Source organism: Enterobacter cloacae complex sp. IR5418, assembly GCF_049238105.1.
Taxonomy (GTDB): domain Bacteria; phylum Pseudomonadota; class Gammaproteobacteria; order Enterobacterales; family Enterobacteriaceae; genus Enterobacter; species Enterobacter hormaechei.
The window spans coordinates 1-14598 of sequence record NZ_JBMKHS010000008.1; the positions used below are offsets into that span (position 1 = coordinate 1).

The 14598-nt window shown below is 54.7% G+C and carries 17 protein-coding genes; 7 read left to right on the forward strand and 10 right to left on the reverse strand.

All coding sequences use genetic code 11. From position 1 onward, the window contains the following. Window positions 1-45: 45 nt before the first annotated feature. On the reverse strand, window positions 46-621 hold the full coding sequence (locus ACOTX7_RS08470) for a DUF1120 domain-containing protein (RefSeq protein ID WP_260630805.1): 576 nt from the start codon (window positions 619-621) through the stop codon (window positions 46-48). Window positions 622-1102: 481 nt separating this feature from the next. On the opposite strand from ACOTX7_RS08470, the gene cybB reads away from it, so the two are divergent. Continuing rightward, window positions 1103-1633 (forward strand): cytochrome b561, encoded by a 531-nt coding sequence (gene cybB, locus ACOTX7_RS08475; protein WP_221255949.1) that lies wholly within the window; start codon window positions 1103-1105, stop codon window positions 1631-1633. 43 nt (window positions 1634-1676) lie between these two features. Here cybB and ACOTX7_RS08480 read toward each other — a convergent pair whose 3' ends face one another. Beyond that, window positions 1677-2744 carry an oxidoreductase gene (locus ACOTX7_RS08480; protein ID WP_221255950.1) on the reverse strand — a complete coding sequence of 356 codons (1068 nt, stop codon included), beginning with the start codon at window positions 2742-2744 and terminating at the stop codon, window positions 1677-1679. A 13-nt stretch (window positions 2745-2757) separates the two neighbouring features. After that, entirely contained in the window at window positions 2758-3501 is a 744-nt protein-coding gene (locus tag ACOTX7_RS08485) for a DeoR/GlpR family DNA-binding transcription regulator (protein WP_006810570.1), read from the reverse strand. Window positions 3502-3530: 29 nt separating this feature from the next. Between ACOTX7_RS08485 and ACOTX7_RS08490 the strand changes: the two genes are divergently transcribed. Continuing rightward, on the forward strand, window positions 3531-3794 hold the full coding sequence (locus ACOTX7_RS08490) for an EAL domain-containing protein (protein ID WP_313771844.1): 264 nt from the start codon (window positions 3531-3533) through the stop codon (window positions 3792-3794). A gap of 85 nt (window positions 3795-3879) precedes the next feature. On the opposite strand, the gene ACOTX7_RS08495 is transcribed toward ACOTX7_RS08490, so the two are convergent. From ACOTX7_RS08495 to ACOTX7_RS08515, 5 genes are all read right to left on the reverse strand, one after another. Beyond that, window positions 3880-4158, reverse strand: a complete 279-nt coding sequence (locus ACOTX7_RS08495; RefSeq protein WP_221255951.1) for a biofilm development regulator YmgB/AriR family protein — start codon at window positions 4156-4158, stop codon at window positions 3880-3882. Between the two features lie 23 nt (window positions 4159-4181). Next, the gene (locus tag ACOTX7_RS08500) at window positions 4182-4481 is read right to left on the reverse strand and encodes a hypothetical protein (protein ID WP_221813129.1); all 300 of its coding nucleotides are present in this window, start codon (window positions 4479-4481) and stop codon (window positions 4182-4184) included. A gap of 118 nt (window positions 4482-4599) precedes the next feature. Next, window positions 4600-4839, reverse strand: coding sequence for a regulatory protein YcgZ (gene ycgZ, locus ACOTX7_RS08505; RefSeq protein ID WP_221255953.1), 240 nt, complete (start codon window positions 4837-4839; stop codon window positions 4600-4602). Window positions 4840-5027: 188 nt separating this feature from the next. Next, window positions 5028-5300 carry a DUF883 family protein gene (locus ACOTX7_RS08510; protein ID WP_003857263.1) on the reverse strand — a complete coding sequence of 91 codons (273 nt, stop codon included), beginning with the start codon at window positions 5298-5300 and terminating at the stop codon, window positions 5028-5030. A 168-nt stretch (window positions 5301-5468) separates the two neighbouring features. Then, window positions 5469-6092 (reverse strand): transporter, encoded by a 624-nt coding sequence (locus ACOTX7_RS08515; protein ID WP_221255954.1) that lies wholly within the window; start codon window positions 6090-6092, stop codon window positions 5469-5471. A gap of 245 nt (window positions 6093-6337) precedes the next feature. Between ACOTX7_RS08515 and ACOTX7_RS08520 the strand changes: the two genes are divergently transcribed. From ACOTX7_RS08520 to ACOTX7_RS08530, 3 genes are all read left to right on the forward strand, one after another. Then, entirely contained in the window at window positions 6338-6613 is a 276-nt protein-coding gene (locus ACOTX7_RS08520) for a metal/formaldehyde-sensitive transcriptional repressor (protein WP_003857256.1), read from the forward strand. A 32-nt stretch (window positions 6614-6645) separates the two neighbouring features. Then, a complete protein-coding gene (locus ACOTX7_RS08525) occupies window positions 6646-7764 on the forward strand; it encodes an S-(hydroxymethyl)glutathione dehydrogenase/class III alcohol dehydrogenase (RefSeq protein ID WP_221255955.1) in 1119 nt (372 codons plus the stop codon). Window positions 7765-7923: 159 nt separating this feature from the next. After that, complete coding sequence (locus ACOTX7_RS08530; RefSeq protein ID WP_221255956.1) at window positions 7924-9615, forward strand: methyl-accepting chemotaxis protein; 1692 nt, start codon at window positions 7924-7926, stop codon at window positions 9613-9615. 41 nt (window positions 9616-9656) lie between these two features. On the opposite strand, the gene ACOTX7_RS08535 is transcribed toward ACOTX7_RS08530, so the two are convergent. Then, window positions 9657-10580 carry a LysR substrate-binding domain-containing protein gene (locus tag ACOTX7_RS08535; protein WP_221255957.1) on the reverse strand — a complete coding sequence of 308 codons (924 nt, stop codon included), beginning with the start codon at window positions 10578-10580 and terminating at the stop codon, window positions 9657-9659. Between the two features lie 227 nt (window positions 10581-10807). Between ACOTX7_RS08535 and hglS the strand changes: the two genes are divergently transcribed. Both hglS and ACOTX7_RS08545 read left to right on the forward strand, forming a co-directional pair. Beyond that, window positions 10808-12151 carry a 2-oxoadipate dioxygenase/decarboxylase HglS gene (hglS, locus tag ACOTX7_RS08540; RefSeq protein WP_221255958.1) on the forward strand — a complete coding sequence of 448 codons (1344 nt, stop codon included), beginning with the start codon at window positions 10808-10810 and terminating at the stop codon, window positions 12149-12151. Between the two features lie 42 nt (window positions 12152-12193). After that, window positions 12194-13699 carry a carboxylesterase/lipase family protein gene (locus tag ACOTX7_RS08545; protein ID WP_221255959.1) on the forward strand — a complete coding sequence of 502 codons (1506 nt, stop codon included), beginning with the start codon at window positions 12194-12196 and terminating at the stop codon, window positions 13697-13699. On the opposite strand, the gene ACOTX7_RS08550 is transcribed toward ACOTX7_RS08545, so the two are convergent. Next, complete coding sequence (locus ACOTX7_RS08550) at window positions 13686-14528, reverse strand: LysR family transcriptional regulator (protein WP_006810593.1); 843 nt, start codon at window positions 14526-14528, stop codon at window positions 13686-13688. The genes ACOTX7_RS08545 and ACOTX7_RS08550 overlap by 14 nt on opposite strands. Window positions 14529-14598: the final 70 nt, after the last annotated feature.

Consider the following 14598-nt stretch of genomic DNA (forward strand, 5'->3'; position numbering starts at 1 on the left):
AAACACAACCCGCTACGGGGGAGACTTACCCGAAATCTGATTTATTCAACAAAGCCAGTTAAAACCTGCCGTGGTGATCGCCAGTGGTTCAGTTGTACCCGTGGTCGCAAAGGCTGAAGTAGAGAATGCGTCGCTACGTGGAATGACAGATTTTTCCCACTTATCAGTACCCCAGTTGTCATTCATGAGAATAGCATCAACGGTTGCACCGTTTGCGGTAACATCCTTCATCCACAGGCCATAGTTACCAATTTTAACGCAGCCAGCAGTTTTGCCTACACCATAGGTGTAATACGAGTCAGAAATATCGGCATTACCATTGATGTCAACCGGCAGCAGAGCATTGCTGTCAGTACGGTCATCCATAATTTTAAAGCCAACTTTCGTTGCCGCTGTACAGGTAATAGTTACAGGAACTTCTTTTTGACCCAGTACATTGTTGGCTGTAGCAGATAAACCACCGAGATTAATTCTGCCATAGTCAATCACACCGCCATTTCCGATTTCTGGTGTGCAAGCTGAGTTAGTTAAAGTCCCTTTAACTTTAAGTACAGCGGTTTCAGCTGCGAAAGCGGAAGTGGTGCACAACGCGATTACTGTTGCAAGAATAGCCTTTTTCATCCTTGATCCTTGAAAAATGTAGTTAAATGTAAAGAAAAAATGATTCATAACAAATGAACGGTTAGGTGTTTTAAATGACCTCTTCCGTTCGGCTGCCATAATAGCGACTTCGCGATTTAAAAAAATTTATAAAAAATGAAAGACCATTTAAGAAAAAATCAGCTTTTAATTTTTACTGAATTATTTTATCGATGTTATTTGCGTGCTCAATAAACCTCAACAGGTCACGCAAGCGGGCGTGGGAGTATACTACGGGAACGTACACCAGGGATGCGCAGGGAAAGGTGTTATGTAACTTATTGAATTGCAAGAAGTGAGTTTGTTTTTTGTTAGCATGGTAACCTCGGCGTCCTCGTAAACAAATATACCGGCCTTATAAACAGGTCGTTTGCCATTACGTTTGAGATATGCAAAATTTTAATGAATTTTTTAGCGAAGCTGGTTATGTTGGCGCAATCCGTAACAGTCATCAGGAAATTACATGCGTACAAAATATACAGGTTTGCAAATCAGCATTCACTGGCTGGTCTTTTTTTTAGTCATTGTGGCCTATTGCGCCATGGAGTTCAGAGGGTGGTTCCCGCGAACCGATCGCCCGCTGATTAATATGATCCACGTTTCCTGCGGGATTAGCATTCTGGTGCTGATGGTGGCGCGCCTGCTAATTCGCCTCAAATTCCCGGCACCGCCCATTCAGCCGAAACCAAAAGCGATGATCACCGGGCTGTCTCATCTGGGGCATCTGGTGATCTACCTGCTGTTCATTGCGCTGCCGCTGATCGGCATAGTGATGATGTATAACCGTGGCAATGACTGGTTTGCCTTTGGCCTGACTATGCCGCATGCGGCGGAGGGGAACTTTGACCTGGTGGACAACCTGAAAGCGTGGCACGTGACGCTGGCGAATCTGGGCTATTTCGTGATTGGTTTGCACGCCTTTGCCGCGCTGATGCATCACTATTTCTGGAAAGACAATACGCTGTTGCGAATGATGCCGAAAAAGCGTCAGTAACCGAAAATGCCCTGCAAACCCGCAGGGCATTTTTTTTCGCTGCTTATTGCAGTTGCGCGCGCTCCTGCGCCGTTAAATCCAGTGTCTGGGTTGAACCCGTTTCCGAAGATTTAACCGCCGCTTCCAGTACCGCCATCACCGCCAGAGCCTCCACGGGAGGGACCGGGTTATCGATTTTGCCGGTCAGGGCATCGCGCACATGTATATAGTACTGACGCTGGTCACCTTTTGGCGCAGGGATAGCGCTGGCTTCACCCTGGGCATTAAACAGCACCATCGCGTCGCTGTCTTCACCCCAGCTTGCGCTGCCCGGTATGACGCCCGCCAGCAGCTGGGCTTCCTGCTGATCGATGCGCGCTTTCACCACGCTGGCTTTATCGCCGTGAACGGTGAAGCGGGAAACGCCGCCCGCCACCAGCATGCTGCAATGGAGGACCACTTTATGTTCAGGATAATTCAGTACCACGTGCGCCCAGTCGTTAATCTCCGCGCCGTCACGCAGGGTGGCGATGTTGCCCTGTACCGACTGCGGCAGACCAAACAGCTGTAGCGTCTGGTCAATCATGTGCGGGCCTAAGTCGAACCACAGGCCGCTGCCGGGAACGTTTTGCTCTCTCCAGCGCACGCGAACGTCCGGGCGGAAACGATCGATATGTGACTCAAAATGTTTCACCTTGCCGATGCTGCCTTGCTCAATGACCTGCTTAATGCCGAGAAAATCGCTGTCCCAGCGGCGGTTATGGAAGACAGAGAGCAGCCGCTGTTTTTCCTGCGCAAGCGCAATCAGATCCCGCGCTTCCTGCATATCCAGCGTAAACGGTTTATCCACCACCACGTGCTTGCCGGCGTTCAGGGCCATCGTGGCCAGCGGGGCATGGGTCGCGTTAGGGGAGGCGATAACCACCATGTCGATATCCGGGTGCAGAATAGCCTCTTCTGGCGTGGCGACAACAAGCACGTCCGGCAGATCGCGTTTGACCTTCTCTTCATCCCGGGATGAGACCACCGCCAGCTTCAGGCCGTCGACGGACTGGATCAGCGGGGCATGGAACGTTTTACCTACAAAACCATACCCGATCAGCGCAATATTGATTGTCTTCACTTTATTCATGACCTTCTCCACGTTAATGCGCGCAAACGGTAACCTGCAAGGCGCTATGGTCCCCAAGCTCTGCCCAGGGACGATCTAAAAACAGTTGATGGATCTGCGATAACCCCGACACCAGATACGGTTCGCACTGGTTGAGTTTCAGATGGTCGGCGACTATCCAGTGTGTCTGGCTTGCGGCCAGCATGGCTCGCTTCACCTCGGCATCCGCCTCCTGACTGGCGCTTAATCCGAGTTCGGCATGGATGGCGCAGGCGCCAAGAATGGCAATATCCGCCCGGTAGCGAGAGAGCAGGGAAAGGGTGGCACTTCCTGCAAACAGGCGCTGTTTCTGATCCCATCTGCCGCCGAGCAGGATCAGGTCAATATCGTCCCTGTCGCTAACCTGTTGGGCGATATCAAGAGAAGGGGTGATGAGGGTCAGCGGCCCCTGAAGGAAAGAGGCCACGGCCAGAAGCGTGCTCCCGGCGTCAAGAAAAAGCGTTGAACCGGCAGGAACGCACTGCGCAACCTGTTTACCCAGCCGCTGCTTAATTTCAGGCAGCAAGGTATTCCTGCTGGCACGGGTCATCGTCGAGAGATTGAGCGCGATGGCGCCGCCATGGTTTTTCTGCGCCAGCCCCTGTTTTTCCAGGTCGGTCAGATCGCGGCGGATGGTGTCTGCCGAAACCTGCAATTTGTCTGCCAGCTCAGTGATGCTCGCCTGGCCTTGTTCAGTAATAATATCAAGCACATATTTTTGTCTGGCGGTTTTATGCATGAGAGACAGATCCTGCAAAATGTTGCAATATATCGCAGTTTACAGCATTTTGCAGGAAAGGGAATCGGGGCCGCGGCGGAATGTTCACTAAAACAGTTCAAAAGGGTGACTTTTGGAAATCTATACAGACATACAGCGACATAACGGGAAGGGAATGCGTTGCGGAAGGCGTCGATAGCAAAGAAAAATTTGAAAAGCTTGTCGCGTTAGGGGTTAAACGCTTCCAGGGATATTATCTTTCCCGGGCGGTTAAAGAGGAAGAACTGGATCGGATGGTAAGGTTATTCAGTTAATGGCTTCACTGTGCTGGTGATACGTTAGCGTAAACTAAACGACCACCAGCGAAAAGCAGTGACTCACCGTTGAAATAATGTTTTCTCAGATATCATCGCGCGTAAAGCCGACCACAATTTCAAGCGTGTTACGAATGACATCGCAGGCTTCAGGCTCATCGGTAATTTCTAGGGCATGAATCAGTTGCAGAATAATCTCTTTATTTGAGAGATTGTCCCCTGTCAGCATAATACAGCGTATAGCCGAGCCTAACACTTCAACCTCACCAGTGAGATGCTTGCCGGCATTAAGAAAATGTTCCGCCAGTCCTTTATCGTGCAGTGCTTCAAAATTATAGGTCTGCTGCATAATCGCTTTACTCATGGTGGTCACCGTTTAGATTAAAATTAGTGTTTCTTGTCTGGGGCCAGAACCGTTTTTTTCGTGAGGAGCGCGCGCATGCGACCAATATCATAATCGCCCATGACGCTTACACGATCTTGCGATACGCCGGTAACACGTTGGCGTACTTCATCTTCTGCGGCAATCAATGCATTTTTACGTTCATCATTTGATTCAACGTTAGCCATCGCCCGCAGGCGATTGGCAAGAGACGCAAAGGTAATAGGTCCGTTCTCTTTCAGTATGGATAATACGGCCTCACCGATAAGGTCATCCTTAAGTCGTTCAAATTTAGTTCTATGCATAGCTTCAATCTCACTCTGCTACACGCAGCAGGCTGTAGCATGGGGTTAGTCATCGCATCCAGGAGTTCTATTCTCACTCAGCATGACTAACTTAGTAAGTAAAAAAACAGTGTTCAGGTTAACGCTCGAAGAAGAGGGCTATCAGGCCGTTGTAGTGCGCTTTCTCTGCGTCAGACGTTGATTCTTCAATTCTGCGCAGCAGCTTTGTACAAATTGTCATTCTGCTCAGTTGTACATTTTCTTTGATGATCTCACTGACAATGGCACCCAGGGTTTCCTGCTGTATTGGAACGTTATCCTTGTTGAAATACAAGGTGATAGCGCTTTCTGCTGTAGAGGGAGCATGGTTGCGACGCATAATTTTCCACCGTTAACAAACAATTTTGTAACATCACTGGCATCGAATTTATACTATCTGGTCAAATCTGTACATCTAAATTGTACAAGTTTTTCGTGCGGATCGGCATTTTGCCAGAAGAACTATCAAAATTAGGGGGGAGAGAGGAAGGAAATGGGGGGAAAGAAAAGGCCCCGAAGGGCCTGAAATTATTTACGTCCCAGCAGAAGTCCCAGAACGATACCTACCGCACCGGCTGCGATTAAGCCCGTTAACGGGTTATTTCTGACGGCTTCAGTGACATCCGAGACGGCATCACTGGCCTGGGCAGCATATTTTTTTGCCGCACCTTTGACCTGGTGTTTAGGGGAATCAACGAATTCGCCAAACTGCTGCTGTGCAGAGCCGGATAATTCATCAAGTTTGTTTTTGGCTTTATCGCCAGCGTATTGTGCATTTTTATCAGTGTCGAAATCAGACATTCCAGCCTCCTTTTGTTGATAGTCTAAGGATAGACGCTGATGGCAGGCGTGAGAGAGAATTCGCTGAAATCGACGCCTGATTGCCCTTTTTTAGGATATGTCTTTGTTATATGACCGCCCTGACGTCCTGAGGATGTCGTCGATAAATATTTCCGGCGCCGTCTCTCTCTACGCAGCGCGAAGAGAATATTTCTGTCGTGCGTGAGCGGGAAAGGTAACGTAATAGCCGAGGGATGCGGCCAGGCACAGCATATAGCCGAACGATTCCGAACCTTCCTCAACGGCGTTTTTCACGACACGAATATAGTCATGCTCAAGGATGGCGTGCCACAGTACCTGCATGCCAAAGAGGCGGGAGAAGACCAGCACAGCCAGCAGGCCGCTCAACAGTATGCCGTACCAGGGAGATTGCGTATATTTTGCCAGCTGTTCCAGGGTAGCGCGAAAATGCATAACGGGGCGAATTAACGCCAGCAGCGCGGTTATCAGCGCGAACCATACCCAACTTCCATGAGAAATGAGATCAAAAAGCGCATCCAGTTCCCGAATTAACATCGTCAGGAAAAAGCCGCCCACCAGAATATTACAGTAACGCATAGATTCGTCCATTTTCGCCAGACGAAAATGGAGAAAGACGATAGTCGCTAATACCGTTTCCTGCATAATTTCGGTCAGTGATAATTCCGGAATATCATGGCCGACAAACCGCATATCAACCCAAAGACAAAGTATAATAAGTGCGCAAGCGGCCGCCGCGCCAACGAAGAATAAAAAGCTCTTTAGTACAATCATTAACACCACCATTTTGTTTGTAGCGAGTATGTTAGGTGACGAGAATGTTATTTCTGTTCACATCGTGCCATATAAGTGCGGATTTTTAACATTACGAGCTAAATAGATTTCGCAGCGGCAGAAGTGAACCGTATATATCATTTGCACTGTTCAGGCTGTTTGCTCATTTCAGCGTTTTTTTTCTTGTGGTTTACAGAGCAATAACATACGAGGTACCATACCCCCCTATAGTATCAGGAGGGCGTATGCCGCATTCACCCGAAGATAAAAAACGTATTCTGACCCGCGTCCGCCGCATTCGGGGCCAGGTTGATGCCCTTGAACGCGCCCTGGAGTCGGGCGATCCCTGTCTCGCCATTTTGCAGCAAATTGCCGCCGTACGCGGCGCTGCCAATGGCCTGATGGGGGAAATGGTCGAAATTCACCTCAAAGATGAGCTGGTGACGGGGGAGACGACCCCGGATCAGCGGGCTGTGCGGATGGCAGAAGTCGGCCATTTGCTGCGCTCTTATCTAAAATAAACCCACACACCTCACAACAAGGGAAAGACATCATGAAATCTCGCGCAGCTGTCGCGTTCGGCCCAGGCCAGCCGCTGAAAATCGTTGAAATTGATGTTGCTCCGCCGAAGAAAGGCGAAGTGCTGATCAAAATTACCCACACCGGCGTTTGCCATACCGATGCGTTTACCCTGTCCGGTGACGATCCGGAAGGCGTATTCCCGGCGGTGCTTGGCCACGAAGGGGGCGGTGTGGTGGTGGAAGTGGGTGAAGGCGTCACCAGCCTGAAGCCCGGCGACCATGTGATCCCGCTGTACACCGCAGAATGCGGCGAGTGTAAGTTCTGCAAATCCGGCAAAACCAACCTCTGTCAGGCCGTGCGCGCCACGCAGGGCAAAGGACTTATGCCGGACGGCACCACCCGTTTCTCCTATAACGGCGAGCCTATTTATCACTACATGGGGACCAGCACCTTCAGCGAATACACGGTGTGTGCCGAGATCTCACTGGCGAAAGTGAATCCGCAGGCCCCGCTGGATAAAGTCTGTCTGCTCGGCTGCGGTGTCACCACTGGTATCGGTGCGGTGCATAACACGGCGAAAGTGAAAGAGGGTGACACCGTGGCGGTGTTCGGCCTGGGCGGGATCGGTCTGGCGGTCATCCAGGGCGCGGTACAGGCGAAAGCTGGACGTATCATTGCTGTGGATACCAACCCGGAAAAATTTAAGCTCGCAGGCGAGATGGGCGCGACAGATTTCATCAACCCGAAAGACTACGACAAGCCAGTTCAGGAGGTGATCGTTGAGCTGACCGACGGCGGCGTGGACTTCAGCTTCGAATGTATCGGCAACGTCAACGTGATGCGTTCAGCGCTGGAGTGCTGCCATAAGGGCTGGGGCGAGAGCATCATTATCGGCGTGGCTGGCGCGGGTCAGGAGATCAAAACTCGTCCCTTCCAGCTGGTGACAGGCCGCGTATGGCGCGGGTCGGCATTTGGCGGCGTGAAAGGCCGTACTCAACTGCCGGGCATGGTTGAAGATGCGATGGTTGGTAAAATTCAGCTCGACCCGTTCATCACCCACCGCCTGCCGCTGGATCAGATCAACGAAGCCTTCGATCTGATGCACGAAGGAAAATCCATTCGTACCGTTATCCATTTCGGCGACAACTGATTATTCTGCCAGCGGTTTTTACCGCTGGCATTTCTTCCCTGATCTTCTCTAAAGTGTGACCTGTCTGACGCTTTTAGGCGTAATCAAATTCTCCGCCGTGCCGATGACTCTTTTACAGGCGTGTTTTTACGCATCTTACCTATAAGAGAGTCGACGGTCATGGACAACACAACATCGATGCAGGCGCAGCATAAGCTGAGCTTCTTGCATCACATCCGGCTGGTTCCGCTGTTTTCCTCCATTCTCGGTGGCATTATCCTCCTGTTTGCATTGAGCTCGGGTCTGGCAGGCTATTTCCTGCTCCAGGCCGATATCGATCAGCAGGATGTCACAGCGGAAATCCAGGTGCGCACCGGTCTGTCAAACAGTTCCAACCATTTGCGCACTGCCCGTATCAACATGATCCACGCGGGGGCCGCGAGCCGTATTGCCGAGATGGAGGCGATGAAGCAAAACATCGCTGAAGCCGAAACCCGCCTCAAACAGTCGCAGGATGGGTTTGCTTCCTATATGAAGCGCACCGTTCGCACCCCGGCTGATGAAGCGCTGGATGGCGATCTGAAAGCCCGCTATGACGCCTACATCGCCGGTATGCAGCCGATGCTGAAATATGCCAAAAACGGCATGTTTGAAGCCATTATCAACCACGAAAATGAGACCGCGCGTCCGCTGGACGATGCCTATAACGCGGTGTTGCTGAAGGCGATAAAAATCCGTACCGAACGCGCCAATGCGCTAACGGCGCAGGCGCATACCCGTACCCGGCTGGGGCTGATGTTTATGTTCGGCGCGTTTGGTCTCGCCCTGGCGCTGGCGGTGATCACCTTTGTGGTACTTCGCCGCACGGTGATTAACCCGCTCCAGCGCGCCGCGACGCGTATCGAAAATATCGCAAAAGGCGATCTGACCATGCCGGACGAACCGACCGGGCGCAGCGAAATTGGCCGCCTGACGCGCGACCTGCAAACCATGCAGCACGCGCTGGTGACAACCGTGGGCACCGTGCGGCAGGGGGCGGAGGAGATCTACCGTGGCACCAGCGAAATCTCCGCGGGTAACACCGATCTCTCTTCCCGTACCGAGCAGCAGGCGGCGGCTATCGAACAGACGGCGGCCAGCATGGAACAGCTCACCGCCACGGTGAAGCAGAACGCCGATAACGCGCATCATGCGAGTAAACTCGCTGAAGATGCCTCCGGTAAGGCCAGCCGCGGGGGTCAGATGGTCTCTGGCGTGGTGAAAACCATGGGTAATATTTCCACCAGTTCGAAGAAGATCTCTGAGATTACTGCCGTGATTAACAGCATCGCGTTCCAGACCAATATTCTGGCGCTTAACGCGGCGGTCGAGGCGGCACGAGCGGGGGAACAAGGACGCGGCTTTGCGGTCGTGGCGAGCGAAGTCCGCACCCTGGCAAGCCGCAGCGCGAACGCGGCGAAAGAGATTGAAAGCCTGATTAATGAATCGGTGTCGCTTATCGATCAGGGCTCCGGGGAAGTGGTTGCCGCGGGTAATACCATGAATGAGATCGTCGAGGCGGTTAAACGCGTCACCGATATCATGCTGGAAATTGCGGCAGCGTCCGATGAGCAGAGCCGCGGCATTGTTCAGGTGAGCCAGGCGATCTCCGAGATGGATAAGGTGACGCAGCAGAACGCCTCGCTGGTGGAAGAAGCTTCTGCGGCGGCGGCCTCGCTGGAAGAGCAGGGGGCACGTCTGACGGAAGCCGTTGGCGCGTTTCGTCTCAACGGAGCACGCGCAGGAAGGGCGGCCACCGCTGCACCCGCCGCGAAGCCCGCGCCTTTAACCCCGGCGGCGGCCGTGTCAGGTGATAACTGGGAAACGTTCTGAGTAAGACAGACCCGCCCTCGCGGCGGGTTGTACGTTTATCTTCAGAGAGGCATTGATTTACGAATGGCGCTTAACAACGTTTGGGCGCCTTCCGAAAGTGAGGCATCTACGCGCGTCAGGATCCCAATGGGTTCTCCCGCCCCGGGCGATGTTACCGGCAGCGCCGTAAGCACGCCGCGTCGCAGATCGTCCTTCACCGCGCCGGACGGCACAAACCACACGTAGTCATAGTCCACGGTAAGCTGGCGAGAAAGCGACGCCGAAAGCGTTTCAATACACCCTGACGGCAGCGTGCAGCCCTGCATTTGCAGTAAAGCTTCCGCATTCTGACGCGGCACGGTTCCTTTCGGTGAAACGACAACCGGCCACTCCATCACGCGGCTCAGGGTCACGGTATCCTGCAACAGGGGATGATTCGGACGCACGACCAGCTTCAGGGATTCCAGGAACAACAGCTCGTAATTAAGGCCGCTCATCAGTTCCGGATCGGACATTCTACCAATGCCCAGATCCAGCTCGCCTGACTTCAGGCCCGCCAGCAGCATGGTGTTATTCATGGTCGCGACCTGAAGCGTGGCGTGCTGTTGCTGGCGGTGGAACTGGCCGATCGCCGCAGGCAATATGCCCAGCGCCGCCGTCGGCAGCGCGCCCACGCGTACGATGTCGCTGGCCGGCTCCTCTTTACGGTTGAGCGCCTGACCGGCGGTGTTGAGTGCATCGAGAACTTTCACGGCATGCGTCAGGAACTGTTCGCCCACGAGCGTAAGCTGAGCGCCCAGACGACCGCGATCGAACAGGCGGGTTCCGGTAAGCTGTTCCAGTTCGTTTAGCGTTTTGGAGAGTGCAGGCTGACTGAGGTTAAGGGTTTCAGCCGCTCGCCCCAGCGTTCCCTGTTGAGCGACGGCCACAAAAGTATGTAAATGGCGCAAGCGTATGCGCTGACTGAACAGACCATTTTTTTCCATAGACGATGTTAAAAACAGAGCGACGCGGGTGACAAGTTAAGATGTTTGAATTTGATAACCTGATAGCAAAATATTTTTAACATCTGATCTATTTGAGTTACAACCGTTTTTCGAAAACGCCCACGCTTTGACCACTCGTCTGCCTGGATCACAATTCGTAAATTCTTCCCAACGAAAGGAATGGGCTTCTCTACACTCCAGGTAGTATTCACTGGAGGCATGACATCATGGCGAACACCATCACGGCTGATGATATTCGGGAACACTTTTCGCAGGCTATGTCGGCGATGTACCAGCAGGAAGTTCCGCAGTACGGCACCTTGCTGGAACTGGTGGCGGACGTTAACCTGGCGGTTCTGGAAAATAACCCCCTTTTACATGAACAACTGGCAAACGCAGACGAACTGGCGCGCCTGAACGTTGAGCGTCACGGTGCGATCCGCGTCGGCACCGCGCAGGAGCTTTCCACCCTGCGCCGGATCTTCGCCATTATGGGCATGTACCCGGTCAGCTATTACGATCTCTCCCAGGCGGGCGTGCCCGTCCACTCGACGGCGTTTCGTCCGACTGACGATGCGGCGCTGTGCCGTAATCCGTTTCGCATTTTTACTTCGCTGCTGCGCCTGGAGCTGATTGAAAACGTTGCGCTGCGCGAAAGGGCGGCGGAGATCCTCTCCCGGCGCAACATCTTTACGCCGCGCTGTCTGGAACTGATTGACCTGCATGATGCGCAGGGACACTTTACCGGGGCGCAGGCGCGTGAATTTGTGCTGGAGGCGTTAGAAACCTTCCGCTGGCATCGTCATGCGACGGTGGATCAGGAAACCTATCTGGCCCTGAGCAACGAACATCGCCTGATTGCCGACGTGGTCTGTTTCCCGGGGTGCCATATCAACCATCTCACGCCGCGCACGCTGGATATCGACCGGGTGCAGGAGCTGATGCCGAAGTACGGTATTGAACCGAAAATTCTGATTGAAGGCCCGCCGCGCCGCGAGGTGCCGATCCTCCTGCGCCAGACCAGCTTTAAGGCGCTGGAAGAGCCGGTGCTTTTCGCGGGAGAACACAAGGGCACCCATACCGCGCGTTTCGGTGAGATTGAGCAGCGCGGCGTGGCCCTTACGCCGAAAGGACGCGAGCTGTACGACAGCCTGTTAAATCAGGCCGGGACCGGCAAAGACAACCTGACCCACCAGCTTCACCTGCGCGAGATCTTCAGCGCCTTCCCGGACAGTGAAATGTTCCTGCGCCGTCAGGGGCTGGCCTATTTCCGCTACCGTCTGACCCCGACGGGGGAGGCGCATCGCCACGCGTTTCGTCCCGGCGACGATCCGCAGCCGCTGATCGAACGCGGCTGGGTTGTGGCCCAGCCGATCACCTACGAGGATTTTCTGCCCGTCAGCGCGGCGGGGATCTTCCAGTCGAATCTCGGCAATGAAACGCAGGCGCGCAGCCACGGCAATGCCAGCCGCAATGCGTTTGAAGCCGCGCTCGGTTGCGCGGTACACGATGAGTTTTCGCTGTACGAGGAGGCGGAGGTGCGCAGCAAACAGCGTTGCGGTTTGCTCTGAAACCGTTACTCTGCAAGGGTGTGATGGAAAAAGAAGGTTGGTATGGAAAATCCCTCCGCCCCTGTGGTTGAAACGCGCCAGGGCGCACTGATTGGTTTTACTGAAGACAATACCCACGTGTGGTGCGGCATTCCCTATGCGGCACCGCCCGTAGGCCCGTGGCGCTGGCGCTCCCCGCGTCCCCCCGCGCGCTGGGATGGCGTGCGTCCGGCGACGGCGTTCTCCGCCTCCAGCTGGCAGAGCAGCGAAAGCTGTCAGGAGCTGGGCGGCGGCGATCCCGGCCAGTTCTCTGAAGACTGCCTCTACCTTAACGTCTGGTCGCCGATCGCACGCGCCACGCCGCTTCCGGTGATGGTCTGGCTGCACGGCGGGGGCTTTACCCTCGGCGCTGGCGGGCTGCCTCCGTATAACGGCAGGGCGCTGGCGAAGCGCGGCGCGGTGGTGGTGACAATTAATTACCGTCTCGGGCACCTCGGCTTTTTTGCCCATCCGGCGCTGGAGGGGGAGGAAGAGCGTGTGGTGCATAACTTTGCGCTGCTCGATCAGATCCAGGCCCTGGAATGGGTGCGCGATAACATTGCCGCGTTCGGCGGCGATCCTGAGAACATTACCGTTTTTGGCGAGTCGGCCGGGGCGCGCAGCGTGCTGTCGCTCATGGCCTCGCCGCTTGCGGGAGGGCTGTTCCATAAAGCCATTGTGCAAAGCGGGTACACGCTGCCGGACACGCCGCGCGAACAGGCCATGCATAAAGGCGAAGCCATTGCCGCCCATTTCGGTCTGGAAAATGCCACCGCGGAACAGCTTCGCGCGATCCCACCTGAGGCGTTCTGGCCGCTGACCTCGCCGCTGAATATCGCCCCTGCGCCCATCGTGGGTGACTACGTTCTGCCTGAAGCCATGCTCGACGTCTTTTTCGCGGCCCGTCAGCATCCTGTACCGGTGATGATAGGGTCGAACAGCGACGAAGCCAGCGTGATGTCGGTATTCGGGGTCGATCTTGCCGGGCAGATCCAGAAGCTTCGCCGCGAGCGGCGCTTCGGCCTGGGGCTGATCAAGCTGCTTTATCCGGGCGTGAAGGGCGATGAGGAACTCGGCAGGCAGGTATGCCGCGACATGGCCTTTACCACTATGGGATACGTGGTGATGCAGGCGCAGCAGCGGGCGGGCGGTTTGTGCTGGCGATACTGGTTTGATTATGTGGCCGAAGCGGAACACGCGACGTACATTAACGGCGCCTGGCACGGTAACGAAGTGCCCTACGTGTTCGATACCCTTGGCCAGGTGGAACCCTCGCGGCACTATGTAAATGAACGCGACCTGGCCTTCGCCGCTCAGGTGGCGGACTACTGGGTGAGTTTTGCCCGGGATGCGGGGACACGTGACAGCCTGGCAGGGCCGACACGCTGGCCCGCCTGCCGGAAAGGGCGGGACGTACTCTTACGTATCGGTGTGAATAAACATGCAGGTTTTCGGCTTGAAAACCGTTTCATGCGTGCCCGCATGAGCCTCTTCAAACGGGTGATGAAACACCACGTCAGCCTCGACTGAGCAGACAGGCGCGAAACGCATCCAGCCCGTTTTCCGGGCCGGGTGCGTCGCGTAATACCAGCCGATAGCTCGCCCCCGTCTTGATGCTTGTGTCAAAAGGCCGCATCAGCCGTCCGGCGCGCACGTCCTCCTCCACCAGCGTTTCATCCGCGATGGCGATGCCCAGCCCCTGAATGGCGGCGGTAATCGCCAGATCCATGGTTTCGAAGTGTTGATTTTTGAGCATAGCTGGCGTCGGGTGCGGCTGTTTCGCCAGCCATAGCGTCCAGTCCGTCTTGTCCCGCGTCGGGTGCAGGAAGGTGAGCGTTTCCAGCGCAGAACCGGCCCGCAGCGGACTCATCACCGGCGTTAAGGCCTCTTCGAACAGCAGATCCCCGGCGCTCATGTGCGTCCCAAACACAATCGCCGCGTCATAGGATTCGGTTTTGAAATTGACGTTGTGATCGGTGGTGGTGGTCAGCGCAATCTGGAGTTCCGGCTGTTCACGTTCCACCTGTAACAGACGCGGCACCAGCCAGCGCATTGCGCAGGTAGGCGCTTTCAGACGAATCACGGTCTGGTGCGACCGTGCCTGTTCAGCGACGTTCAGCAGGTGTTCAAACGCAGATTGCAGCTCCGGCAGCAGGGCGCTTCCCTGCGAAGAGAGACGCAGGCCGCGCGCATGGCGTTCGAACAGCGGGAAGCCGAACCAGCTCTCCAGCGAGGCGATTTTACGGCTTACCGCCCCCTGCGTCAGACAAAGCTCTCTGGCGGCGTGGGTCAGATTCAGGTGACGCGCGGTCACAATGAACGTCTCTACGGCATTAAGCGGAAATGAACGGCGCGACATATCTCACCTTAGCTATGCATTTTTGTCATGGCTATTATGACAACAATTCGATTGTCCCGACAATGAAGTT